This is a genomic window from Streptomyces sp. LE64 (genome assembly GCF_052606915.1).
On sequence record NZ_CP199708.1, the window covers coordinates 4,693,663 to 4,715,382 of the forward strand.

General features: G+C 73.9%; 18 protein-coding genes. 8 read left to right on the top strand and 10 right to left on the bottom strand.

What is annotated here, in order from left to right; translation table 11 throughout:
- The first annotated feature begins 100 nt into the window (after window positions 1-100).
- The 4 genes from ACSMX9_RS21260 (at window position 101) to ACSMX9_RS21275 (ending at window position 5,464) form a co-directional block, all read left to right on the top strand.
- Window positions 101-829, top strand: a complete 729-nt coding sequence (locus tag ACSMX9_RS21260) for a TetR/AcrR family transcriptional regulator (protein ID WP_445396062.1) — start codon at window positions 101-103, stop codon at window positions 827-829.
- A 188-nt stretch (window positions 830-1,017) separates the two neighbouring features.
- A complete protein-coding gene (locus tag ACSMX9_RS21265; protein ID WP_351241169.1) occupies window positions 1,018-1,866 on the top strand; it encodes a 3-hydroxyacyl-CoA dehydrogenase family protein in 849 nt (282 codons plus the stop codon).
- 301 nt (window positions 1,867-2,167) lie between these two features.
- Entirely contained in the window at window positions 2,168-2,491 is a 324-nt protein-coding gene (locus ACSMX9_RS21270; protein ID WP_351241171.1) for an STAS domain-containing protein, read from the top strand.
- A 210-nt stretch (window positions 2,492-2,701) separates the two neighbouring features.
- Window positions 2,702-5,464 carry an ATP-binding protein gene (locus tag ACSMX9_RS21275; protein WP_445396064.1) on the top strand — a complete coding sequence of 921 codons (2,763 nt, stop codon included), beginning with the start codon at window positions 2,702-2,704 and terminating at the stop codon, window positions 5,462-5,464.
- Window positions 5,465-5,529: 65 nt separating this feature from the next.
- Here ACSMX9_RS21275 and nucS read toward each other — a convergent pair whose 3' ends face one another.
- Window positions 5,530-6,201 carry an endonuclease NucS gene (nucS, locus tag ACSMX9_RS21280; RefSeq protein WP_445396066.1) on the bottom strand — a complete coding sequence of 224 codons (672 nt, stop codon included), beginning with the start codon at window positions 6,199-6,201 and terminating at the stop codon, window positions 5,530-5,532.
- 212 nt (window positions 6,202-6,413) lie between these two features.
- On the opposite strand from nucS, the gene ACSMX9_RS21285 reads away from it, so the two are divergent.
- Entirely contained in the window at window positions 6,414-6,806 is a 393-nt protein-coding gene (locus ACSMX9_RS21285) for an SCO5389 family protein (protein WP_351241177.1), read from the top strand.
- 73 nt (window positions 6,807-6,879) lie between these two features.
- Here the strand turns inward: ACSMX9_RS21285 and ACSMX9_RS21290 are convergent, their stop codons facing one another.
- Entirely contained in the window at window positions 6,880-7,908 is a 1,029-nt protein-coding gene (locus ACSMX9_RS21290; protein WP_445396068.1) for an LLM class flavin-dependent oxidoreductase, read from the bottom strand.
- A 216-nt stretch (window positions 7,909-8,124) separates the two neighbouring features.
- On the opposite strand from ACSMX9_RS21290, the gene ACSMX9_RS21295 reads away from it, so the two are divergent.
- The gene (locus tag ACSMX9_RS21295; RefSeq protein WP_445396070.1) at window positions 8,125-8,457 is read left to right on the top strand and encodes an ATP/GTP-binding protein; all 333 of its coding nucleotides are present in this window, start codon (window positions 8,125-8,127) and stop codon (window positions 8,455-8,457) included.
- 62 nt (window positions 8,458-8,519) lie between these two features.
- Here ACSMX9_RS21295 and ACSMX9_RS21300 read toward each other — a convergent pair whose 3' ends face one another.
- The 7 genes from ACSMX9_RS21300 to mce form a co-directional block, all read right to left on the bottom strand.
- A complete protein-coding gene (locus tag ACSMX9_RS21300) occupies window positions 8,520-9,368 on the bottom strand; it encodes an ABC transporter permease (protein WP_445396072.1) in 849 nt (282 codons plus the stop codon).
- A gap of 9 nt (window positions 9,369-9,377) precedes the next feature.
- Window positions 9,378-10,499: an ABC transporter ATP-binding protein gene (locus ACSMX9_RS21305; protein WP_351241185.1), complete on the bottom strand. Its 1,122-nt coding sequence runs from the start codon at window positions 10,497-10,499 to the stop codon at window positions 9,378-9,380.
- 179 nt (window positions 10,500-10,678) lie between these two features.
- A complete protein-coding gene (locus tag ACSMX9_RS21310; RefSeq protein WP_351241186.1) occupies window positions 10,679-11,449 on the bottom strand; it encodes an ABC transporter permease in 771 nt (256 codons plus the stop codon).
- Between the two features lies 1 nt (window position 11,450).
- Window positions 11,451-12,440 (bottom strand): ATP-binding cassette domain-containing protein, encoded by a 990-nt coding sequence (locus tag ACSMX9_RS21315; RefSeq protein WP_445396074.1) that lies wholly within the window; start codon window positions 12,438-12,440, stop codon window positions 11,451-11,453.
- 159 nt (window positions 12,441-12,599) lie between these two features.
- Window positions 12,600-13,535: a cellulose-binding protein gene (locus tag ACSMX9_RS21320; protein ID WP_445396076.1), complete on the bottom strand. Its 936-nt coding sequence runs from the start codon at window positions 13,533-13,535 to the stop codon at window positions 12,600-12,602.
- A gap of 283 nt (window positions 13,536-13,818) precedes the next feature.
- Window positions 13,819-17,676, bottom strand: coding sequence for a polarized growth protein Scy (gene scy / locus ACSMX9_RS21325; protein ID WP_445396078.1), 3,858 nt, complete (start codon window positions 17,674-17,676; stop codon window positions 13,819-13,821).
- Between the two features lie 399 nt (window positions 17,677-18,075).
- Window positions 18,076-18,522, bottom strand: coding sequence for a methylmalonyl-CoA epimerase (mce, locus tag ACSMX9_RS21330; protein WP_445396080.1), 447 nt, complete (start codon window positions 18,520-18,522; stop codon window positions 18,076-18,078).
- 147 nt (window positions 18,523-18,669) lie between these two features.
- On the opposite strand from mce, the gene ACSMX9_RS21335 reads away from it, so the two are divergent.
- Window positions 18,670-19,872: an acetyl-CoA C-acetyltransferase gene (locus ACSMX9_RS21335; RefSeq protein WP_445396082.1), complete on the top strand. Its 1,203-nt coding sequence runs from the start codon at window positions 18,670-18,672 to the stop codon at window positions 19,870-19,872.
- Between the two features lie 67 nt (window positions 19,873-19,939).
- Entirely contained in the window at window positions 19,940-20,899 is a 960-nt protein-coding gene (gene meaB / locus ACSMX9_RS21340; protein WP_445396084.1) for a methylmalonyl Co-A mutase-associated GTPase MeaB, read from the top strand.
- Between the two features lie 48 nt (window positions 20,900-20,947).
- On the opposite strand, the gene ACSMX9_RS21345 is transcribed toward meaB, so the two are convergent.
- Window positions 20,948-21,670, bottom strand: coding sequence for a PepSY domain-containing protein (locus ACSMX9_RS21345; RefSeq protein WP_445396086.1), 723 nt, complete (start codon window positions 21,668-21,670; stop codon window positions 20,948-20,950).
- Window positions 21,671-21,720 lie beyond the last annotated feature (50 nt).

Below are 21,720 nucleotides of genomic sequence, written 5' to 3' on the forward strand. Positions count from 1 at the left end.
AGAGTCCCTGAAATTTTGCAATCACTCCAAAGTTTGAGTGACTCGACGTTCCGGGCACAGGAAAGGGGGAGGGCGCCCTCAGGCTCGCTAGGCTGGCCCCATGGCGGATGCGCGGACGACGGGAACGGCGGGTGCACGGGGCGGTTCGACCCGCTCCGACCCGGGGGCGGCCCCGGCCGGGGCGGTCGGGCGCGAAGGGCTGCGGGAGCGGAAGAAGCGCCGGACCCGCCAGCACATCTCCGACACGGCCACCGGGCTCTTCCTGGAGCGGGGCTTCGACGCCGTCACCATCGCGGAGATCGCGGAGGCCGCCGAGGTTTCCGTCAACACCGTCTACAACTACTTCCCGACCAAGGAGGACCTGTTCCTCGACCGTGCGCCCGAACTCGTCGACCGGCTCGCCGGCTGGGTGCGCGGCAGGCTGCCCGGGGAGTCCGCCGCCCGGGCCGTCCTGCGTCAACTCCGGTCCGAGGTGGAAGCCGTCTCCCCCCGGGTGGGGCTCGCCGAGGGGTACGACCGCTTCCTGGTGGTCGTCGAGGACGCGGCCGGACTGCGCGCCCGTCTCCAGGAGGTGGACCAGGAGACCCTCACCAGCCTGGAGCGGACCCTGCGGGCGGAGACCGGCGCCGCTCCCGGCGACCGACTGCCCGGACTGATGGCCGGCCAGATCGACTGGGTCCACCGGACGGTGATGGCGGTCATCCGCAGCGGGCTGGTGGAGGGCGCCACCCCCGAGGCGGTCTCCCGCGAGGCCCTCGACGCGCTGGACGAGATGGAGGAACTGCTCGGCGAACGGGTCCTCAACTACGCCGTGCGCGCGCCGGAATGACCCCCCTCGCCCGGAACGGGCCGGGGTACGGGCCGGACATCGCGGACGACGCGCGGACTCGGGTGTGATCTGCGCCATTCGGGACGTGACACGCATCTCTTCCCGGTCCCGGGGGCGCGTTCGGCCGCTAGGGTCCGCCGCATAGGGTGCGGAAGAACCAACACGTCAACAGCGGTGAGGGGTGCAACGTGGCACGGAAGCTGGCCGTCATCGGCGCCGGTCTGATGGGTTCCGGAATCGCGCAGGTGTCCGCGCAGGCGGGCTGGGACGTCGTGCTGCGCGACGTCACGGACGCGGCGCTGACCCGCGGCACCGACGCCATCAGGGCGTCGTACGACAAGTTCGTCGCCAAGGGCAAGCTCGACGCCGCCGACGCCGAAGCGGCCCTCGCCCGGATCACCCCCACCACCGACCTGGACGCGGCGGCGGACGTCGACCTCGTGGTGGAGGCGGTCTTCGAGCGGTTGGAGGTCAAGCACGAGACCTTCCGCGCCCTGGATCGGATCGTCCGGGAGGACGCCGTCCTCGCCTCCAACACCTCCGCCATCCCGATCACGAAGATCGCGGCGGCCACCGAGCGCCCCGAACGCGTCGTCGGCACGCACTTCTTCTCCCCGGTCCCGATGATGCAGCTGTGCGAACTCGTCCGCGGCTACAAGACCAGCGACGAGACCCTCGCCACCGCCAGGGAGTTCGCCGAGTCCGTCGGCAAGACCTGCATCGTGGTCAACCGCGACGTGGCGGGCTTCGTCACCACCCGGCTCATCTCGGCCCTCGTGGTCGAGGCCGCGAAGCTCCGGGAGTCGGGCATCGCCAGCGCCGAGGACATCGACCTCGCCTGCAAGCTCGGCTTCGGCCACGCCATGGGGCCGCTCGCCACCGCCGACCTCACCGGTGTCGACGTCCTCCTGCACGCCACCGGCAACATCTACACCGAGACCCAGGACGAGAAGTTCGCCCCGCCGGAACTGATGCGCCGCATGGTGGACGCAGGCGACATCGGCCGCAAGAGCGGCCGGGGCTTCTACACCTACTGACGCCGGCGCGCACCCCCGCCACCCGCCACCCGACGGTCGGCACCCGGTCCCGGCACCGGGCGGGCACGCGGGGCGGGGGCGCCGGCCCGGCGCCGAACCGGACGAGGCACTCCCGGGCAGGGATCACCTCCCGGGGTGAATTCGATATCGGTTCGCTTACAACCAGCAACTACGGTCACCTGCCGGCAGTCAGTTGCAGTGACATGGCGGGACAGCCGGATCACCCATACGGACCACACGCCGTCCCACCGCTGTCACGGATGACGGTCACGGTCAGCCGCCACGAACACGGGGAGCGCATATGCACATCAGGGGCGACCACGCCGAGTTGGTCGTCGGGGGCCGCCTCGACGTCCGCAGCGCGGCGGACGCCCGTACGGCCCTGCACGCGGCGGTCGACGACGGCGCCGGCGACCTGGTGCTCAACCTGTCCGAACTCGAATCCTGGGACGCCACCGGACTCGGCGTGATCATGGGCGCGCACCGCCGCGCCGGTCGCTGCGGTCGGCGGCTCGTGCTCCGCGACGTGCCCCCGCAGATGCAACGACTGCTGGTCGCCACCCGGCTGCACCGCATCCTCGCCATCGAAGGCGGCATCGGCATCGAGTCGTTGCCGCGCGTGTGACCGCGGCGATTCTCATCGGACTGTGACGTCAAGGGCCCCCCGGGGGCCCGCCCGTTCGGGGATACTGGCGCCAGATCCAGTGCCCCGGCACCCGTTCCGTCCGGCCCGCGCGCGTACCCGCGGGGGAGGGGCCGCCACCGGCGGCGGCAGCGACGGACGCGGACCACGGGCGGGGTGCGGTACACAACGCTCTTGGGGGGCTTGAGAACCATGGACCCGATCGATCGGGAACCGGGGCCGCACGGCCAGGACGTCCGCGGAGGCCGGACGGCGCACGGCGGGGGAGCCGACCGCCGCGTTTCGGCCACATCCGCAGCGAGCGCCCACGGGTCCGCCGACCCGAAGGACGGTGCCGGGTCCGCCGTCCCCGGGGCGGGCGCGGCCCCGGGGTCCGGCAAGGCGGTCGGTAGCGCCTTCCTCCCCGTCGTCCGCGCCCGGGGCACCGTCGACATACCCGGGGCGGCCCGGACGCCCGAGCGCACCCCCCACCGCTCCCGGCCGCCCCGCGACCCGTTCGCCGCCGACCTCGGCACCCCGCACCCCGCCCGCCGCCCGGTGCGACTGGTCGCCGGCGACCTGCTGCTCACCGTCAACCCCGTCGACGGCAGCGAGATCGAGACCTGCCCGCCCACCGAACTCCCGGGCCCGCCCGCGCGCCACGCCCCCGAGGAGCGCCGGGAGGCCCGCCGGGCCGCCACCGCGCCGGTGCCCTCCGGCGTGGCCGTGGCCCGCCCTCCGCTGCTCGAACGCGACGAGGAACGCGAGCGTCTGGTCCGGCTGATCGCCCGGGGCGGTTCCGCCCGGGTCAGCGGCCCCGCCGGCTCCGGCCGGACCGCGCTGCTCGACGCCGTCGCCGAGGAATGCGCCGACCTCGCCCCGGACGGCGTGGTCCGCCTCACCGGCTACCGCAAGACCGCCACCGACCTGCTGTACGACCTGTTCGCCGCCGTCTTCGACGGCACCGGATACCGGCCGGACCGCGAGGCGCTCCTCGACCACGTCCGGGGCATCGGCGCCGTCGTGGTCGTCGACGACCTCGCCTTCGGCGGCAGCCCCCTGGACGAACTCCTCGACGCCACCCCCGAGTGCGCCTTCCTGCTCGCGGCGGCCCCCGACACCCCCGCCCCGTCCGCCGACGCCCCGGTCGACGAGGTGGTGCTGAACGGCCTGAGCCGGGCGGCCAGCACCGAACTGCTGGAGCGCGCCGCCGGACGGGACCTCACCGAGTCCGAGACCAACTGGGCCGGTGACCTGTGGTTCGAGTCCGAGGGGCTGCCCCTGCGGTTCGTCCAGGCCGGCGCGCTGCTGCGGCAGCGCGACGCCCGCCTCCCCGACGCCGACCCCGAGGGGGCGGACGAGTCCGCCGACGTCGGGGACGAGCGGCGCCCGCCGCTGCCCTCCCTGGGCGAAGGTGCGGCACCCGCCGCCCTGTTGGCCGCCGGGCTCAGCGAAGCGGCGCGCAGCACCCTGCGGTTCGCGGTGGTCCTCGACGGCGAGGTCCCGCACCAGGCGCACCTGCCCGCCTTGGTCGGCGACACCCATGCGGACGCCGCGCTCGCCGAACTCGTCGCCGTCGCACTGGTCACCCCGGTCGGCGCCCGCCACCGCCTCGCGGCCGGGGTCCGCACCCAGCTCCTCGCCGCCGGCTACCCCGACCGGGACGCCACCGACCCCGAGGCCGCTCCCGGGGCGCCCGCCCTGGTCGCCGCCCGGCACTACGCCTGGTGGACCGGCCACCCCTCGGTCGCCCCCCGGCGGGTCGCCGCCGAGGCGGACGCCGTGCTCGCCGCCCTGGCCGCGCTCGCCCCCGGCGGCGCGTTCGGCGGGGACGACAAGGAAACGATCCCGCTGGACCCGGCGGACGAGGGCGACGGCCCCAGCGTCCGGGTGGGACTGGCCCGTGCCGCCGCCCCCGTCCTCGCCGCGGGCGGCGACTGGAGCGCCTGGGAAGCCGTGCTGCGCCTGGGGGTCGAGGCCGCCCGGCACACCGGAGAGGTCGCCGACGAGGCGTACTTCCACCACGAGTTGGGCGTGCTCGCGCTGTGCGGGGCGCAGTACGGGCGGGCCCGCGCCGAGTTGGAGGCGTCGGTGGCGATGCGCGGTGCGGTCGCCGACCGCCGCGGAGCCGTCGCCGGACGTCGGGCGCTGGCCCTGCTGACCGACCGCTCCGGTGAACTGCCGCCCGTGCCGCTCGCCGTCGCCCCGCCGCCGGTGCCGCCGATCGCCGTGACCCGGGCGGTGCCGCTGGTTCCCGCCGCGGCCGGCACGCCCGGGGGCCCGGTGGGACGGCCGGTCCGGCCCCGTCCGGTCGGAGGGATGTCCGCACGGGTGCGTCGGGTGCGGCGCACGGTGCTGCACGGGACCCGCCGCAACCTGGCCGCCACGGGCGTCGGTGCGCTGCTGGCCGCGGTGCTCGGCACGGTCGTGACGCTCGGCATGATCTCCGGCGAGGGCACGCCCCCGGCCGAACGCGTGGGCCCCGGGCCCACGGTGAGCCGGGGGGGCGAGGACCGGAGCGCGACCGGCGACCCCAACGACACCAGCAGTACCGATCGCCCCGACGACACCCAGAAGGTGGCGGAGGTCGAGGAGCGCACCGGATCGCCCACCCGGCCGACCGCCGTCGGTACCCCGTCGCCCACGGCCACGCGGGCCCCCGGCGTGCCGACCTTCCCGCAACCGGGCACCGGCGCGCCGACCGGCCCGGCCGAACCGTCCGGGTCCACCGGTCCGCAGCCCACCGACAGCCCGTCCGAGCCGGAGCCCACCGACTCGGCCCCGCCGAGCGAGTCGCCCGACCCGGAGCCCTCGACCAGCCAGCCGCCGCCCACCACGCCCACGGGCGGGCCGTCCTCGCCCCCGGAGCCCTCGACCGAACCCTCCGAACCCGTGAACCCTTCACCGCCCGCCTCGCAGGACCGGCCGGTGGTGCCGCCCGAGGACACGCCGTCCACCCCGGCGGCGGGCGGCTGATCCGCTGCGGACGGACGCCGAGGGCCCGACCGGTGCCACCGGTCGGGCCCTCGTGCGCGCAGGGGTCAGAACAGACGGAGCTTGTCGTCCTCGATGCCGCGCAGCGCCTCGTAGTCGAGGACCGTGCAGCCGATGCCGCGGTCCGTCGCCAGCACCCGGGCCTGCGGCTTGATCTCCTGCGCGGCGAACACCCCGCGCACCGGCGCGAGGTGCGGATCACGGTTCAACAGGTCCAGGTAGCGGGTCAGCTGCTCGACGCCGTCGATCTCGCCCCGGCGCTTGATCTCCACCGCGACCGTGCCGCCCTCGGCGTCCCGGCACAGGATGTCCACCGGGCCGATGGCCGTGGGGTACTCGCGGCGGATCAGCGTGTACCCCTCGCCCAGTGTCTCGATGCGGTCCGCGAGGAGCTCCTGGAGGTGCGCCTCCACCCCGTCCTTGATCAGCCCGGGGTCGACGCCGAGTTCGTGGGAGGAGTCGTGCAGGACCTCCTCCATCGTGATGATGAGCTTCTCGCCCCCCTTGTTGATGACGGTCCAGACCCCGCTGTCGTCCCCCGTGCCCTCCTTGAGGGTGCAGGGCGGTGACATCCAGTTGAGGGGCTTGTAGGCACGGTCGTCCGCATGGATGGAGACGCTGCCGTCCGCCTTGATCAGGATGAGGCGGGGGGCTGACGGAAGGTGGGCGGTGAGCCGGCCCGCGTAGTCCACGGAGCAGCGGGCGATGACGAGACGCATGGTCGGCAACGCTACTGGACGCCGGGCGGTCCACGCGATTCGCCCTGGAAGCACCCCGTACGAGAGATGGCCGGTTGTGGCCGCGCTCTTCTGGTGCCGTCCGGCCGCGGTGCTTACCGTGGACGCGGGAGGTCGCGGAGCGTGCACGCTGCGTAGGCGGACTCCCGCCCTGTCCGTGAACCCCCGCTTCCGGGGGTGCGAGAGGAGAACCCATGTCGCTCGACGTCTCACCGGCCCTCCTGGAACAGGCCGAGCGAGGCGAGGTCGACGAAGCCGCCTTCGTCGACTGCGTCCGGACCTCCCTGCCCTTCGCCTGGGAGATGATCAGCTCCCTGGTGGCCCAGCTGAAGGTGGACGGCGGAGAGTTCGCCGACAACCAGACGCCGCCGCCCGACGAGCACGCGCGCGGCCAGCTGCTGCGCGCGCTCGCCAGCGATGCGATACGCGGCGCGCTTCAGCGGCACTTCGGGGTGCGACTGGCCTTCCAGAACTGCCACCGGGTGGCGGTCTTCCCGCTCGATCCGGCGGTGGACGACACGCTGGCCCGCTTCACCTCGATCCGCAACCAGCTCCTCAACCAGTCGCCGGAACTCCGGGACTGCTGACGGGCCGTGGGACCCGCCGTTCCGGACCGGGCGTCCGTCCACCGCGACGGGGCCGGAACGGCGGGCCGGCCGGTCACCGCAGTTGGGGCAGCACCTCCGCGCCCAGTCGACGGACGTTCTCCTCGGTGGACGCCAATTCGCCGGAGCCCTCGGTCAGCAGCGCGAACCGGGTGATGCCGGTCCGTTCGGCGGTGGCCGCGAGCACGTCGGCGCAGTGCTGCGGGGTGCCCACGGGGTGCAGGGAGCACAGCAGTTCGGTGTAGGCGAGGGGATCGCGCATGGAGCGGGTGCGCCCGTCGACCGTGACGTGTGCGTCCAGGCCCTGACGCAGCCAACCCGGCATGGCCTTGCGCAGCGCCTCGGACGCCTGCGCACCGCGGTCGGCGATCTGCACGACGCCCGCCGAGACGTGCTCGGCGGCGAGCACCTCGGCCGCGCTCCGTCCGCTGGCCCGGGCGTGGGAGCGCCACAGGCTCAGCATCCCGGCCTTCTCCTCGTCGTCGGCGTGCATGCCGAGCAGCATCGGCAGCCCCCGCTCGGCGGCGAGCCGCACCGAGGCCGGGGAGGTGCACGCGACGACGACCTCCGGTCCGTCCCCGTCGCAGGACGCCTGCGACGGCTGCGGCACGACGTCCACCGGCCGGAAGCGGAAACGGCCCGTCGAGGAGCCGACCCGGGGCTCCGTCAACCAGCGCAGCAGGAGGTCGAGGGAGTCCGCGAACCCCTCCTCGAACGCGGCCAGTCCCGTCCCGAAGACCTCCAGGTCGACCCAGGGCCCGCCCCGGCCGACGCCCAACGAGAAACGGCCCCCCGAGGCGTGATGGAGCAGGGCGGCCTGTTCGCCGAGCGCCACCGGGTGGACCGTCGACAGCACGCTGACCGCCGTGCCCACCCGCAGCGCACGGGTGCGCCCCAGCAGCAGTGCGGCCAGCGTGACGGCCGAGGGGCACGTGCCGTAGGGCACGAAGTGGTGCTCGGCCAGCCACACCGCGTCCAGCCCGGACTCCTCGGCGACCTCCGCCGTGCGCACCGCCCGGTGCAGCGCCTCCCCCTGGCCCTGTCCGGGGAACTGGGCCGCCAGGACGAAACTTCCCACGCGCATCCGTTGCCTCCTCCGCACCGCCTTCGGTGCTCCCCCTGCGCTCCGTCACCCGGCAACAACGTCCGAACGGGACCGAGGGCACGGGCGACCGGGAGATTGACGGATTGTCGGTGTATTGCGGGTGCATGGCGCGGTCGCCCGAGGTGTCCCGGGGGGCCGGCCGGCGCGTAGGCTTGATGCCCCCAAACGCCGTTCCCCGAGACCGTGAGGTGTGCCGTGTCCCCGCGTCGCAATCGTCCCAAGGGCGGAAAGGACTTCGCCGGAGCCGGGCCCGGCGGTGACCACGACCGGTACGGCGGCTTCGAGGCCGTCGAGTCGTGGCGCGGCGAGCAGTGGTCCGTACGTCACGTGGCGGGTGCCAGTACGGCCGGGAAGACGTACCGCTGCCCCGGGTGCGACCAGGTGATCGGCTCCGGGGTGCCCCATGTGGTGGCCTGGCCGCAGTACGCGGGAGTGGACGACCGGCGGCACTGGCACAAGGCGTGCTGGGCGGCCCGGGACCGCAGGGAGAGCCGGGTCCAGCGCGGCCGGGGGACTCCGCGGTACTGAGCCGGACGCGACCGTGCCCCGGTCCCTGCGGGGAGGGAACGGGGCACGGCGCCGGTACGGGGTCAGACGTCGCGGCGGTCCAGCAGGGCGAAGGCTCCGGCGACCGCGGCGGCGGTCAGCACGATCAGGAACACCAGCTGCGGGGTGCCGTCGCTGCTGGTGTTCAGCCCGAAGAGCATCGAGAGGGCGTTCGGTGCGGCGTAGTCCAGCATGACCTCCGCCATGGGCTCCAGGCTGGAGGAGGTCGCCATGAACGCGGGCAGGATCGAGGGGACGAGCACCAGCCCGAGCATGGTGGTGATCGCCCCCGCCGAGTGCCGCATCATCGCGCCCACGGCGACCGAGAGCACCCCGGTCAGCGAGGAGTAGAGGGCGCCCTTGAAGAGGCTCCCGAGCCAGGGTTCGGCGTCGGCGCCCCGGTGCATCTCGGCGGTCACCAGGCCGACGAAGCCGATCGCCAGGAACGACACCGTGAACGCCACCGCGAAGAAGATGATCAGCTTCGCCGCGAGCACCCGCCACCGGGCGGGCGAGGCGGTCAGCGTGGTGCGGATCATGCCGGTGCCGTACTCGGAGGAGATCACCAGCACCCCCAGCGTGATCAGGCAGATCTGCCCCAGGAGCAGCCCGAAGAACGCGGGGACCGTGTAGGGCGTGTCGACGTAGTCGGTCCGGCCGGTCTGCTGGGCGACGAGCAGGCCGATCCCGACGACCAGCACGAGGAAGACGCCGAGCGTCCACATCGTGGAGCGCACCGACTTGATCTTCGTCCACTCGGAGGCCAGGGCGTGCCCGAGGTGGGTGCGGGTGATCGGGATGGGGGAGGTGTACACGCCGGGGGGCTGCTGCCAGGGGGCGGCCGGGGGCGCCGTCGCCGGTACCTGCTGGGGCGGCGTGGGAGCGGTGCTCATCAGGGGGCCTCAGGGGGTGTGGGTCGGGTCGGACGGGGCGGCGGCGCCCGGCGGCGGCGCCGGGGTCGCGTACGGGTTGGCGTGCGCGGGCGCACCGGGCTGGGGCGGCGGCGGCGCGTACCAGCCGGGCTGGCCCTGCCCGGCGACCGGGGTGTCGGGCAGCGGCGGGAGCGCACCGGGCGGCGGCTGCTGGTGGAGGCCGGCCTTCTGGTCGACGGTGGAGCGGTAGTCGACCACGCCCTGCGTCATCCGCATGTACGCCTCCTCCAGGGACGCCTGGTGCGGGGACAGCTCCCAGAGGCGGACGTCGTGCCGGTGCGCGAGCTCGCTGATCGCCGGCAGCTTCAGCCCCGTCACCCGGAGCGCGCCGTCCGGCTCGGGCAGCACCCGGCCGCCCGCCTCGGTGAGCGCCGCCGTCAGCTTCTCGCGCTGCTCGGGCTCGTCGGAGGGGGTGCGGAGGCGGGCGAAGTCCGCGGAGTTGTGCGAGATGAAGTCCGAGACGCTCATGTCGGCGAGGAGCTGGCCGCGGCCGATGACGATGAGGTGGTCGGCGGTGAGCGCCATCTCGCTCATCAGGTGGGAGGAGACGAAGACGGTGCGGCCCTCCGCGGCCAGCGACTTCATCAGGTTCCGCACCCAGAGGATGCCCTCGGGGTCGAGGCCGTTGACCGGCTCGTCGAAGAGGAGGACCTGGGGGTCGCCGAGCAGGGCCGCGGCGATGCCGAGCCGCTGGCCCATGCCCAGCGAGAAGCCCTTGGAGCGCTTGCGGGCCACCTCCTGGAGGCCCACCACGCCGAGCACCTCGTCGACCCGGCGGGCCGGGATGCCGGAGAGCTGGGCCAGGCAGAGCAGGTGGTTGCGGGCGTGCCGGCCGCCGTGCACGGCCTTGGCGTCCAGCAGCGCCCCGACCTGACGGGGGGCGTTCGGGAGCTTGCGGTACGGGTAGCCGCCGATCGTCACCCGGCCCGAGGTCGGATTGTCCAGACCGAGGATCATGCGCATGGTCGTCGACTTGCCCGAGCCGTTCGGTCCGAGGAAGCCGGTCACCGCGCCGGGGCGCACCTGGAAGGAAAGGTCGTACACGGCCGTCTTGGCGCCGTAGCGCTTCGTCAGGCCGACTGCCTCGATCATGCTCCGCACCCATCCGCAGGCTCAGGACGTCGGGGCAGACGCCCCCGTAAGGAGTAGGAGGATATCCGGGCGCTGACGGTTCCGGCCAAAATAGACAGGTCGCGGGGGTTGGCCGGATTCCACCCCCGGTGCGCCCGGGGCCGGGCGTCGCACGGCCCCGGCCGGGCGTCGCCTCCCGCTCAGGCGTCCCGGCGGCGCAGCAGCACGTACCCGCCGACCAGGGCGGCCACCACCCAGGCGACCATGATCATCAGGCCGCCCCAGGGGCCGTACGGGGTGTCGTCGTGCACCGGGGGGACCACCTCCATGATCTTGCCGCCGGCCTGGTCGGGGAGGAACTGCCCGACCTTCTTCGTCGCCGACACGTTGCCGAGCACCGCGGAGATCAGGAAGAAGAACGGCATCAGGATGCCGAGCGACAGCATGGGGGAGCGCAGCATCGTCGCGACGCCCATGGAGAACACCGCGATCAGCGTCATGTACAGACCGCCGCCGATCACCGCACGCAGCACTCCGGGGGCGGAGAGCGAGGTGCTCAGGTCGCCCAGCGCCGCCTGCCCCAGGAAGAACGTGGTGAAGCTGGTGACCATCCCGACCACCAGGGCCAGCGCGGTGGCCACCGCCACCTTCCCGGCCAGGAACGCCCCCCGCTGCGGCACCGCGGCCAAGGAGGTGCGGATCATGCCCGTGCTGTACTCGTTCGACACCACCAGCACCCCGAACACGATCATCGCCAGTTGACCGAGACCGGTACCTGCGAAGCTGACCAGCGTCGGATCGAAGGCGAGCCGCTCCTCGATGCTCAGACGGTCGAACTCGTTCCGCGCGAGCACGCTGATCAGCACCCCCAGCGCCACCGTCACCACGAACGCCAGCGACAGCGTCCACACCGTGGAGGCCACCGACCTGATCTTGGTCCACTCGGAGCGGACCACCTGGGCCGACGCCATGTCACACCCCCTTCCCGCCCGGCCGCTGCCAGCCCTCGCCCCAGCCCTGCCGCGGCGGGGGTTGCGGGGGCGCACCCGCCGCCCCGGGATCATGCGCGTGGTACTCCACGGCACCGGCGGTGAGCTGCATGAACGCCTCCTCCAAGGACGCCTGCTGGGGACTCAGCTCGTGCAGCACCAGGCGGTGCTCGGCAGCCAGCTCCCCCAGCTCCTCCGCCCGGTGCCCGTCCACCTCCAGGGCGCCGTCCGCCGCCTCGACGGCGGTCAGCCCGCGCCGGTGCAGCACGTCGAGCAGCCGCTCCCGGTCCGGGGTGCGCAGCCGCACGTAGGAACGCGAGTTCTCAGCGATGAAGTCGGCCATCGAGGTGTCCGCCAACAGCCGCCCCTGACCGATGACGACGAGGTGGTCGGCGGTGAGCGCCATCTCGCTCATCAGGTGGGAGGAGACGAAGACCGTGCGCCCCTGTCCGGCCAGCGACTTCATCAGGTGCCGGATCCAGTGGATGCCCTCGGGGTCGAGCCCGTTGACCGGCTCGTCGAACATCAGCACCCGGGGGTCGCCGAGCAGCGCACCGGCGATGCCCAGGCGCTGGCCCATGCCCAGCGAGAAGCCCTTCGCCTTCTTCCGTGCCACCGCCGTCAACCCCACCACGTCCAACACCTCCGCCACCCGCGACCCCGGGATGCCGTTGGACTGCGCCAGCCACAACAGGTGGTGGTAGGCGCTGCGCCCGCCGTGCATCGCCTTGGCGTCCAGCAGTGCGCCGATCGCCCTGAGCGGGTCCGTCAACTCCTCGTAGCGGCGCCCGTCGATGCGCACCTCACCCGCGGTCGGATGGTCGAGGCCCAGCATCATCCGCATCGTGGTCGACTTCCCGGCCCCGTTCGGCCCCAGGAAACCCGTGACGATCCCCGGCCGCACGGTGAACGTGAGCCCGTCGACGGCCAGCTTGTCGCCGAACCTCTTCGTCAGCCCCGCAAGCTCGATCATCCCCCCACGCTAAGCCGTGCGGGTTGGCGCTGCCTGTTGTCGGCCGTCCGGCACGAGCCTGCGCACGACCGTGCCCGGCGCGGCCGTCGGGGGCCGTGCCGGGCACGGGTTGCGCGGGTCCGCGTGAGGGAACGCGGGGAGCGACCGGTCGAAGGACGACTACCGGCTCTGCTGAGCCGGGACACCACGGGACAGCGACTCGTCCTCGGCCGGGGAGCCGGCCGCCGCGACCGCCGCGCCGGTGAGCGTGGCGAGCATCTCGCGGACGTTGGTGAGCTGCGCGTTGATCGAGTCGCGGCGGTTGGTCAGCGCCGCGAGCTCGCGCTCGGATTCGCTGCGGATGCGGTCCGCCTTGGCGTTGGCGTCGGCCACGATGTCCTCGGCCTGACGCTGTGCCGTCTCCACGGTCTGACGGGCACGGCGCTCCGCGTCGGTGCGCAGCTTCTCGGCCTCCAGCCGCAGTTGCTCGGCGCGGTGCTCGATCTCGGCGAGGCGCTTCTCCGCCTTGGCCTGACGCGAGGCCAGGTCCCGCTCCGACTGCTCGCGGCGCTTGGCGAGGTTCGTCTCGAAGTCCGCCGCGGCCTGGGCGGCCTTGGCCCGGGTCTCCTCGAAGAGGGCGTCCGCCTCCTCGCGCTTCGACTGGGCGTCCTTCTGGGCCTCGGCACGCAGCGAGGACGCCTCGCCCTTGGCCTTCTCGACGATCCGCAGGCCCTCGTCCTCGGCCTTCGCCTTGCGGTCGGCGGCGAAGGTCTCGGCGTCGTTGCGCACCTGCTGGGCCGCCGACTCGGCCAGCTCCCGGTGCTGCTCGGCGGCGCGCCGGGCCTCCTCGCGCAGGTCCTTCGCCTCCTCCTCGGCGAGCCGGAGGATCTTCTCGACGCGGGCGCCGAGCCCGGCGTACGAGGGCTCCGCATCGGTGACCTGCGCCTGGGCGTTCTGCGTTTCGAGGTGGAGCTCCTCGATCCGCTTCTCCAGTGCGGTGATCCGGGTCAGGGCACTGTCGCGATCGGAGACGAGCTTGGAGATCCGTTCGTCCACCTGAGCGCGGTCGTACCCACGCCGCACAAGCTCGAAGCCGTAGGGGGAAGTGTCGCTCATGGGGTTCCTGTCGAATGAGACCGGTGAGGTGATAGGGGGAATCCTAGGGGGCGGAACGGCGTGTCATCGAGCGGATACAGTTTTGGTCCGGAGAATGGCACCCCTTTTGGGTGCCCCGACCCACGGGTGACGGGCCTAACCACCGTCAACACAGCAAACAAGCCCGGCGGTCACCCGGCAAGGGCCCCGACGCCACCGGACGGGAACCCGCTCGGCCGCCGTGGTCCGCGGGGCCGCACCGGGTGGCCGAGAACCCTCCCGTGCGGCCGTCCCCGCGGTGCCGTCAGCTCCCTGACGGCTTGCCACCCGATCGGGCGGAACCCGCCGTCGCACCGGCTTTGACCCCCGGACCGCCCGTGGCCTTGGCCCCGCTCGGCGGCGCCTCGAACGACTCCAGCGCCTCCAACACGTCCTGCACCCGGGAGATCTCGGCATTGATGTCCTGGCGACGGCGCACCAGCACGTCCAACTCCCGCTTGCCCTCGTCGACCAGGTCCTTGGCCCGCTGCTCGGCCTCGGCCTTGATCTGCTCGCCCTGCCGGGTGAGTTCGGCCTTCTTGGCCTCGGCCTCCTTCAGCAGGCCCTCGGCCTTCTTGACCGCCGCGATCCGGACCCGGCCGGCCTCCGAGTCGGCGTCCGACTTCACCTGCTCGGCCTTGGCCCGCGCCTCGGCGAGCTGCTCCTCGGCGGCCTTCACCAGGGCGTCGCACCGCTCGCCCGCGGAACGCATGGCCTCCGCCGACTCCCGCCGGGCCCGCTCGTGCAGCTCCTCGATCTCGCCGGTGATCCGCTCCCGCAGCTCCTCGGCCCGCTCCCGGATCGCCGTCGCGTCCCGGCGCGCACCGACCAGCAGTTCGTCCGCGTCGGTACGGGCCCGTTCCACCAGGGAGTTGCCCTCCACGGTGGCCTCCGCCACGATCCGCCCCGCCTCGCCCCGGGCCGCGCCGACCATCGTGTCGGCCTGCTCCTCGGCCTCCGCGGTGATCTGCTGCGCCTTCGCCTGGGCGTCGGTGCTCAGCTTGTCGGCCTCCGACACGGCCTCCGTGATCAGCGCGTCGACCTGCTCGGCCGCCTCCGAACGCCGCTTGTTGGCGTCCTTGCGGGCCTGGTCCATGGTCCGCTCCGCCGACTGACGGGCCTCGCCGAGCACCCGCTCGGCGTCGGTACGGGACTGGGTGCGCAACTGCTGGGACTCGTTGCGGATGCGCTCCGCGTGCTGGCGTGCCGAGCCGACCGTCTCCGCTGCCTGGGCGCGCAGCCGCTCCGCCTCCACGGTCGCCTCCGACACCAGCCGCTCCGCCTCGGCGACGGCCTCGGTCCGGGTCCGCTCGACCAGGGCCGCCGTCTCCGAGCGGAGCCGCTCCGCCTCCGTCGTCGCCTCGGTGACCAACCGGTCGGCCTGGCCGGCCGCCTCGGAACGGATGCGGTTGGCGTCCTCCCGGGCCTCCGCCCGGGTCCGCGAGGCGTTCTGCTCGGCCGTGGCGATGGTGTTCGAGGCTTCGGTACGGGCCCGCTGGGCGTGCTCGGAGGCGTCCGCGCGCACCCGCTCCGCCTCGGCGATCGCCTCGCCGACGGTGCGCTCCGCGAGCGCCTTCGCCGCCTCCGTCTCCTCCTGCGCCTCGCGTCGCACCCGGGTCGCGTCCTGGCCGGCGCGCTCCCGCTCCGCATAGGCGTCGGTGCGGACCCGGTCCGCCTCCTCCTGGGCCTCGGTCCGGATGCGCTCGGCCGCGTGCTCGGCGGCGCTGCGCAGCCCCGCGATCTCCTCCTGGGCCTGCTCCTGGAGCCCGGCCACCGCCTCCCGTACCGACTGCGCCTTCTGCTCGGCGCCGCCGACCAGCTCGGTGGCGCGGCGCCCGGCCTCCTCGACCAGCCGGGCCGCCTCGGCCTGGGCCTCCTCGACCCGGCCGCGCGCCGAGGCGAGGAGTTCCTCGCTGCGCTCGCGGGCACGCTCGCGCTCCTGGCCGGCCTCGGCGCGGGCGGAACCGATCAGCTCCTCGGCCTCGCGTCGACGACGGGCCGCCTCCTCCTGGGCCGCGGAGAGCGCCTCGGCCGCCTCCGCGGCGGTCCGCTCGGCCGCGGCGGCGGCCTCCGCACGCACCCGGTCGGCCTTCTCCCGGGTCTCGACCGTCAGCCGCTCCGCCTCCGCGGCGGCCTCCGACCGCAGTCGGACCGCGACGTTCTCGCCCTCCGCGCGGGACGCCGAGGCGTCCGCCGCGGCCTCGGTGCGCAGCCGCTCGGCCTCCGCCTCGGCCTGCGCCCGGACGGTACGGGCCCGCTCCGCGGCCTCGGTGCGCAGCCGCTCGCTCTCCTCACCGGTCTCCCGGCGGATCCGCTCGGCCTCGGCCCGGGCCTCGGTGAGCGCCTGCTCGGCGGCGGCGCGGCGCTCCTCGACCTCGGCGCGCAGCCGGGTCAGCTCCGCGTCGACCTCCGTGCGCTGGGCGGCGACGGCCCGTTCGGCCTCCTCGCGCAGCTCGTGCGCCGCCGCCTGGGCGGCGGTGGTGGTCTCCTCGGCATGCTCGGCGGCCTCGGTGCGCTTGCGCTCGGCCTCCTCGCGGGTGCGCTCCAGCGTCTCCTCGGCCTGCTTGCGCAGGGCGGTGGCCCGCTCGATCGCCTCGGTGCGCACCCGTTCCGCCTCGGTCTGCGCGGTGCTGCGCAGCTCGTCGGCGTCGGCCCGGGACTTCGCCAGGATCTCCTCGGCGGTCTTCGCCGCCTCCTCGATCTGCTGGACGGCCTCCCGCCGGGCCTCGCCGCGCAGCCGCTCGCCCTCCGCGACGGCGTCGGCGCGCAACTGCTCCGCCTCGCCGCGCAGCCGGCGGGCCTCCTCCTGGAGCTCGACCGTCTTGGCCCGGTACTCCTTGGTGTCGTCCTGGGCCGCGCCCTTGAGCTGCTCGGCGATGTCGTTGGCCTCGCCGCGCAGCCGCTCGGCCTCGGCCTCGGCCTCCTTGCGCAGCCGCTCGGCCTCCTCGGCGGCGGCCCTGGTGGTGGCCTTGGCGTCCTCGGCCGCCTTGGTCAGCACCTCCTCGGCGGTGCGGGCGGCCTTGCCGAGCTGGGAGGCGGTCTCCTCGGCCGTGGCCGTGCGGGCCTTCTCGGCGGCCTCCGCGACGATCTTCTCCGCCTCGGCGCGGGCGTCCTCGACCAGCTGCCGGGCCTCGGCCCTGGTCTCCTCGGCCTGCTTGGTGGCCTCGTCGACCAGCCGGGCCACCTGCTCCTTGGCCGTCCGGGTCCGCTGCTCGTTGGTGGACTCGGCGGTCGCCACCTGCTTCGCGGCGGCTTCCTTGGCCTGGGCGAGGACCTTCTCCGCCTCGGACCGGGCCTCGCGCAGCGCTCGGTCCGCCTCGGCCATCCGCTCCTCTGCGGCCCGGGCCAGCTCGGCGGCCTGGCGGCGGGCCCGCTCGGATTCGGTGGTGGTGGTGGTGCGCAGCTGCTCGGCGTGGTCGGTGGTCTCCTGGGCCTGCGCGGTGGCGGTGTTCAGCAGCCGTTCGGCGTCGGCGCGGGCCCTCCGCAGGAGCGTCTCCGCCTCGGCGCGGGCGGACTCCGCCTCGGCGCCGACGCGCTGCCGGGTCTCCTCGGCGACGCGGCCGGCCTCGGCGCGGGCGGCGGCGAGCGACTGCTCGGCCTCGGCGCGGGACTCGTCGAGGAGCCGGCGGGCCTGCTGCTCGGTACGGGCGCGCAGTTGCTCGGCCCAGGCGACGTTCTCGTTGACGTGCGACTCGACGGTGGCCCGGCGCTCCGCCAGCTCCTGGTCGAGCTGTTGCCGCCGGGACACGGCCTCGGCGTGCAGCTCGGACTGGAGTCGGGCCTGCTGTTCGGCGTGTTCCTGACGGGTGCGCTGGATCTGGGCGCGCGCCTCCCGCAGTTCGCGTTCGGCGTCCGCGCGCAACTGCTCCACCTGGAGCTGGGCGTTGCGCAGCATCTGCTCGGCCTGGTAGCCGAGGTCCCCGCCGTCGTAGGCGGGGCGCGTGGCGAGGGTGCGCCGTGCCTCGTGCAGCTTCGCCCGCAGCACCTCGACCTGGTAGCCGCGGTCCTCGGCGTGCTGAACGGCCTTCTCCCGCTCGGTCTTCAGCCGTTCCATCTCGGCCTCGAACCGAGAGAGGTGGTCGACGTCAGCCCGCTCTCGCTCCTGGCGTTCGTAGCCCCGCACTGCGCGGTCCCATCCGTCCCCTGGTCGTAACCCTCTCCAACGAGCACCGTCCGTCCGCCCGGACGGGCCCCCGGGGGAAATGGTGTCAGATCACCGGCGGACCCCGGGCTGCTGCCCCGACGCACGCCCCGACACCCGGACCCCGGCCATGGCCGCCCCAACGCGTGGCGGCCGTTGCCAACCCTACCGGCCCCCGTCTCCCCCGTGGCCTGGCCGACCACCTTTCCCGCCGGGACGGGGGTGCGACGACCGGGCGCGACACGGCGCCCGAGCCATGGTGGGAGGCGAAAAAGGGGCGGTCGGAGCACCGGGGCCGCGTGCCGCGGACCGGGCGCGCCGTCACCGCCCCGCCCGGGCGCGCCCGGGCGGGGCGGTGACCGGTCGCCGGGTGCGGCGGGGTCAGTGTCCGGCGTCCTCCTCGGCGGCCGGGGCGGAGGTCACCAGCTCGGTGAGGACGCCGTGGCAGTCCTTGGGGTGCAGGAACGTGATCCGCGAGTCCATCGAACCGCGTCGGGGCTGCTCGTACAGCACCCGCACGCCCTTGTCGCGGATCGCCTCGGCATCGCCGTCCACGTCGGCGGTGCCGAAGGCGACGTGGTGGACGCCCTCGCCGTTCTTGGCCAGCCACTTGCCGACCGCGGAGTCCTCGCGGATCGGTTCGAGCAGTTGGAGGTAGGTGGCGCCGCCGTCGTCGGTGCCGTTGATCCGGAGCATCGCCTCGCGCACCCCCTGCTCCTCGTTGACCTCGGAGTGGTGGACCTCGAAGCCGTAGGTGGCCCGGTAGAACTCGACCGTCGCGTCCAGGTCGAAACAGGCGATCCCGATGTGATCGATACGCGTCAGCATGGTTCCAGTGCACCGGGTGGCGGGCGGTCACGCAAGGTGCTCGCCGTCACACCGACCGGGCGGTGACCCCGCGCGGTCGCGCTCAGTACATTGGAAGTGAACCGCCGTTCACTAGGAACGTCGCACGCTGGAAGGGGATCGTCCGCCATGACGGGAACGTCCGGTACCACCTCGGTGATCGTCGCGGGGGCGCGCACCCCCATGGGACGGCTGCTCGGCTCGCTGAAGTCCTTCTCCGGCGCCGACCTCGGCGGTTTCGCCATCAGAGCGGCGCTGGAGCGGGCCGGCATCGGCGGCGACCGGGTCCAGTACGTGATCATGGGGCAGGTGCTCCAGGCCGGCGCCGGCCAGATCCCGGCGCGGCAGGCCGCCGTGAAGGCGGGCATCCCCATGGACGTCCCCGCGCTCAGCGTCAACAAGGTCTGCCTCTCCGGGCTCGACGCCATCGCCCTCGCCGACCAGCTGATCCGCGCCGGCGAGTTCGACGTGGTCGTCGCCGGTGGCCAGGAGTCCATGAGCAACGCCCCCCACCTGCTGCCGAAGTCCCGCGAGGGCTACAAGTACGGGGCGGTCGAGATGCTCGACGCCATGGCCCACGACGGGCTGACGGACCCCTTCGAGTCCATCGCCATGGGCGAGTCCACGGAACGGCACAACACCCGCCTCGGCATCGGCCGCGAGGAGCAGGACCGGCTCGCCGCGCTCTCGCACCAGCGGGCCGCCGCGGCCCAGAAGAACGGCCTCTTCGACGCCGAGATCACCCCCGTCGCGGTGCCGCAGCGCCGTGGCGAGCCGGTGCTCGTCGACCAGGACGAGGGCATCCGCGCGGAGACCACCGCCGAATCCCTCGGCAGGTTGCGCCCCGCCTTCGCCGCGGACGGCACGATCACCGCCGGCTCGGCCTCCCAGATCTCCGACGGGGCCGCCGCGGTCGTGGTGATGAGCAAGGCCAGGGCGGAGGAGCTCGGCCTCGACTGGATCGCCGAGATCGGCGCCCACGGAAACGTCGCCGGCCCCGACAACTCCCTGCACTCCCAGCCCTCCCACGCCATCCGCCACGCCCTGGCGAAGGAGGGCCTCCGGGTCGACGACCTCGACCTCATCGAGATCAACGAGGCGTTCGCCGCGGTCGCCCACCAGTCCATGCGGGACCTCGGGGTGTCCGAGGAGAAGGTGAACGTCAACGGGGGCGCCATCGCGCTCGGCCACCCGATCGGCATGTCCGGCGCCCGGCTGGTCCTGCACCTCGCGCTGGAGCTGAAGCGGCGCGGCGGCGGCGTCGGCGCGGCGGCGCTGTGCGGGGGCGGCGGCCAGGGCGACGCGCTGATCGTGCGGGTGCCCCGGGACTGACGACGGCCCGCTCGGGAACGCAGCGACCGCGGGCGAGGACCCCGGTCCGACGAAGGGAACCGTGCGCGTGAACAGGGACGTCGCCTCGCTGGTGGAGCAGGCCCGCGCAGGACGGGCACGGGCCGTCGCCCGGCTGATCACCCTGGTGGAGGGGGCGGCGCCGCAGTTGCGCGAGGTGATGGCAGCCCTCGCGCCGCTCACCGGCAACGCCTACGTCATCGGACTCACCGGCGCGCCCGGCGTCGGCAAGTCCACCACCACGTCCGCCCTGGTCACCGCCTACCGGCGGCAGGGCAAGCGGGTCGCGGTGCTGGCCGTCGACCCGTCCTCCCCCTTCTCCGGGGGCGCGCTGCTCGGCGACCGGGTGCGGATGTCCGACCACGCGGGCGACCCCGGTGTCTACATCCGCTCCATGGCCACCCGCGGCCACCTCGGCGGGCTGGCCTGGGCCGCGCCGCAGGCCGTCCGGGTGCTGGACGCCGCCGGCTACGACGTGGTCCTGGTCGAGACGGTCGGGGTGGGCCAGTCGGAGGTGGAGGTCGCCGCGCAGGCCGACACCTGCGCGGTGCTGCTCGCCCCGGGGATGGGGGACGGCATCCAGGCCGCCAAGGCCGGCATTCTGGAGATCGGCGACCTGTACGTGGTCAACAAGGCCGACCGGGACGGGGCCGACGCCGCCGTCCGGGAGCTCAACCACATGCTGGGCCTGGGGGAGGCCCGGGCGCCGGGGGACTGGCGCCCGCCGATCGTGAAGACGGTCGCCGCCCGGGCGGAGGGGATCGACGAGGTGGTCCAGGCACTGGAAAAGCACCGCGCCTGGATGGAGGAGTGGGGGGTTCTCCTCCATCGCAGGCGGGTGCGTGCGGCCCGTGAGGTCGAGACGATCGCCGTGACCGCGTTGCGGGAGCGGCTGGCCGACCTGCACGGGGACCGTCGGCTCCGGGGACTCGCCGAGGACGTCGCGGCGGGGCGCACGGACCCCTACACGGCGGCCGACGTGCTGACCCGGGAGCTGACGGGTGACTGACGCCCGGGCGGGGGGTCCCCGGGCGCCAGCGGATCAGGGACCCGTGGCTCAGTCGTCGGAGTCGTCGTCCGAGTCGTCGTCACGGTCCGCGGTGACCTTGGCGGTGTCGAGCGACACGTTCCAGTCGCGCTCCTGGGCGCCGCTGACGGTCTCCACGTCCCAGGTGGCTCCGGAGCGGTCGGTGTCGAGGTCCAGGGAGGTCACGGCGCCCTTGGCGGCAGCGGCTTTGGCGGCCCCGACCGCGTTCACGGAGGCGCCCTTCGCCGCGGCGAGTTCGGCCTTCACGTCGTCGAAGTCGTCGTCGTCCGCGTCGCGGTGGGTGCCCAGCACCTTGCCGGTGCCCGGGTCCACGATCACGGTGTAGACGTCGCGCTTGCCGTCGATGACCTCGATGTCCCAGGCGACTTTGCCGTCCTCGTCGTCGAGGTCGGCGGAGACCGCCGTGCCGGAGCGCTCGGCCAGGGCCTTGGCGATGGCGTCGGCCGCGGAGACCTTCACGCCGGCCGGCAGCCGGTCGTCGTCCCGGTCGTTGCGGTCGTCCCGGTCGTCCCGGTCGTCGCGACCGCGGTCGTCCCGGTCGTCCCGGTCGTCCCGCTCGTTGCGGTCGTCGGCGTCGTCCCGGTCGTGGTGCGTCAGCTGGACGCTCGACTCCCGCACGATGCGGTCCTCGTCCTTGCCTCCGTCGCCACCTGCGACCGCCACGGCCGTGGCCGCGCCTCCGCCCACCATCAGCGTGCCGGTGATGACGGCGATCAGGGCCTTGCGCTTCATGGGAACCCTCCCGAGTTCTCAGTCGGTTTCCGGCGTCTGTTCTCGCCGTG

Bases quoted from the DNA above. Each gene is read 5' to 3' on its own strand.
- ACSMX9_RS21305 (WP_351241185.1), bottom strand. From the start codon at position 10,499: ATGATCGAGGCAGTCGGCCTGACGAAGCGCTACGGCGCCAAGACGGCC.
- ACSMX9_RS21270 (WP_351241171.1), top strand. From the start codon at position 2,168: ATGCACATCAGGGGCGACCACGCCGAGTTGGTCGTCGGGGGCCGCCTC.
- mce (WP_445396080.1), bottom strand. From the start codon at position 18,522: ATGCTGACGCGTATCGATCACATCGGGATCGCCTGTTTCGACCTGGAC.
- nucS (WP_445396066.1), bottom strand. From the start codon at position 6,201: ATGCGTCTCGTCATCGCCCGCTGCTCCGTGGACTACGCGGGCCGGCTC.
- ACSMX9_RS21345 (WP_445396086.1), bottom strand. From the start codon at position 21,670: ATGAAGCGCAAGGCCCTGATCGCCGTCATCACCGGCACGCTGATGGTG.
- ACSMX9_RS21320 (WP_445396076.1), bottom strand. From the start codon at position 13,535: ATGAGCGACACTTCCCCCTACGGCTTCGAGCTTGTGCGGCGTGGGTAC.
- ACSMX9_RS21335 (WP_445396082.1), top strand. From the start codon at position 18,670: ATGACGGGAACGTCCGGTACCACCTCGGTGATCGTCGCGGGGGCGCGC.
- ACSMX9_RS21290 (WP_445396068.1), bottom strand. From the start codon at position 7,908: ATGCGCGTGGGAAGTTTCGTCCTGGCGGCCCAGTTCCCCGGACAGGGC.
- ACSMX9_RS21300 (WP_445396072.1), bottom strand. From the start codon at position 9,368: ATGAGCACCGCTCCCACGCCGCCCCAGCAGGTACCGGCGACGGCGCCC.
- ACSMX9_RS21285 (WP_351241177.1), top strand. From the start codon at position 6,414: ATGTCGCTCGACGTCTCACCGGCCCTCCTGGAACAGGCCGAGCGAGGC.
- ACSMX9_RS21310 (WP_351241186.1), bottom strand. From the start codon at position 11,449: ATGGCGTCGGCCCAGGTGGTCCGCTCCGAGTGGACCAAGATCAGGTCG.
- ACSMX9_RS21260 (WP_445396062.1), top strand. From the start codon at position 101: ATGGCGGATGCGCGGACGACGGGAACGGCGGGTGCACGGGGCGGTTCG.
- ACSMX9_RS21275 (WP_445396064.1), top strand. From the start codon at position 2,702: ATGGACCCGATCGATCGGGAACCGGGGCCGCACGGCCAGGACGTCCGC.
- ACSMX9_RS21315 (WP_445396074.1), bottom strand. From the start codon at position 12,440: ATGATCGAGCTTGCGGGGCTGACGAAGAGGTTCGGCGACAAGCTGGCC.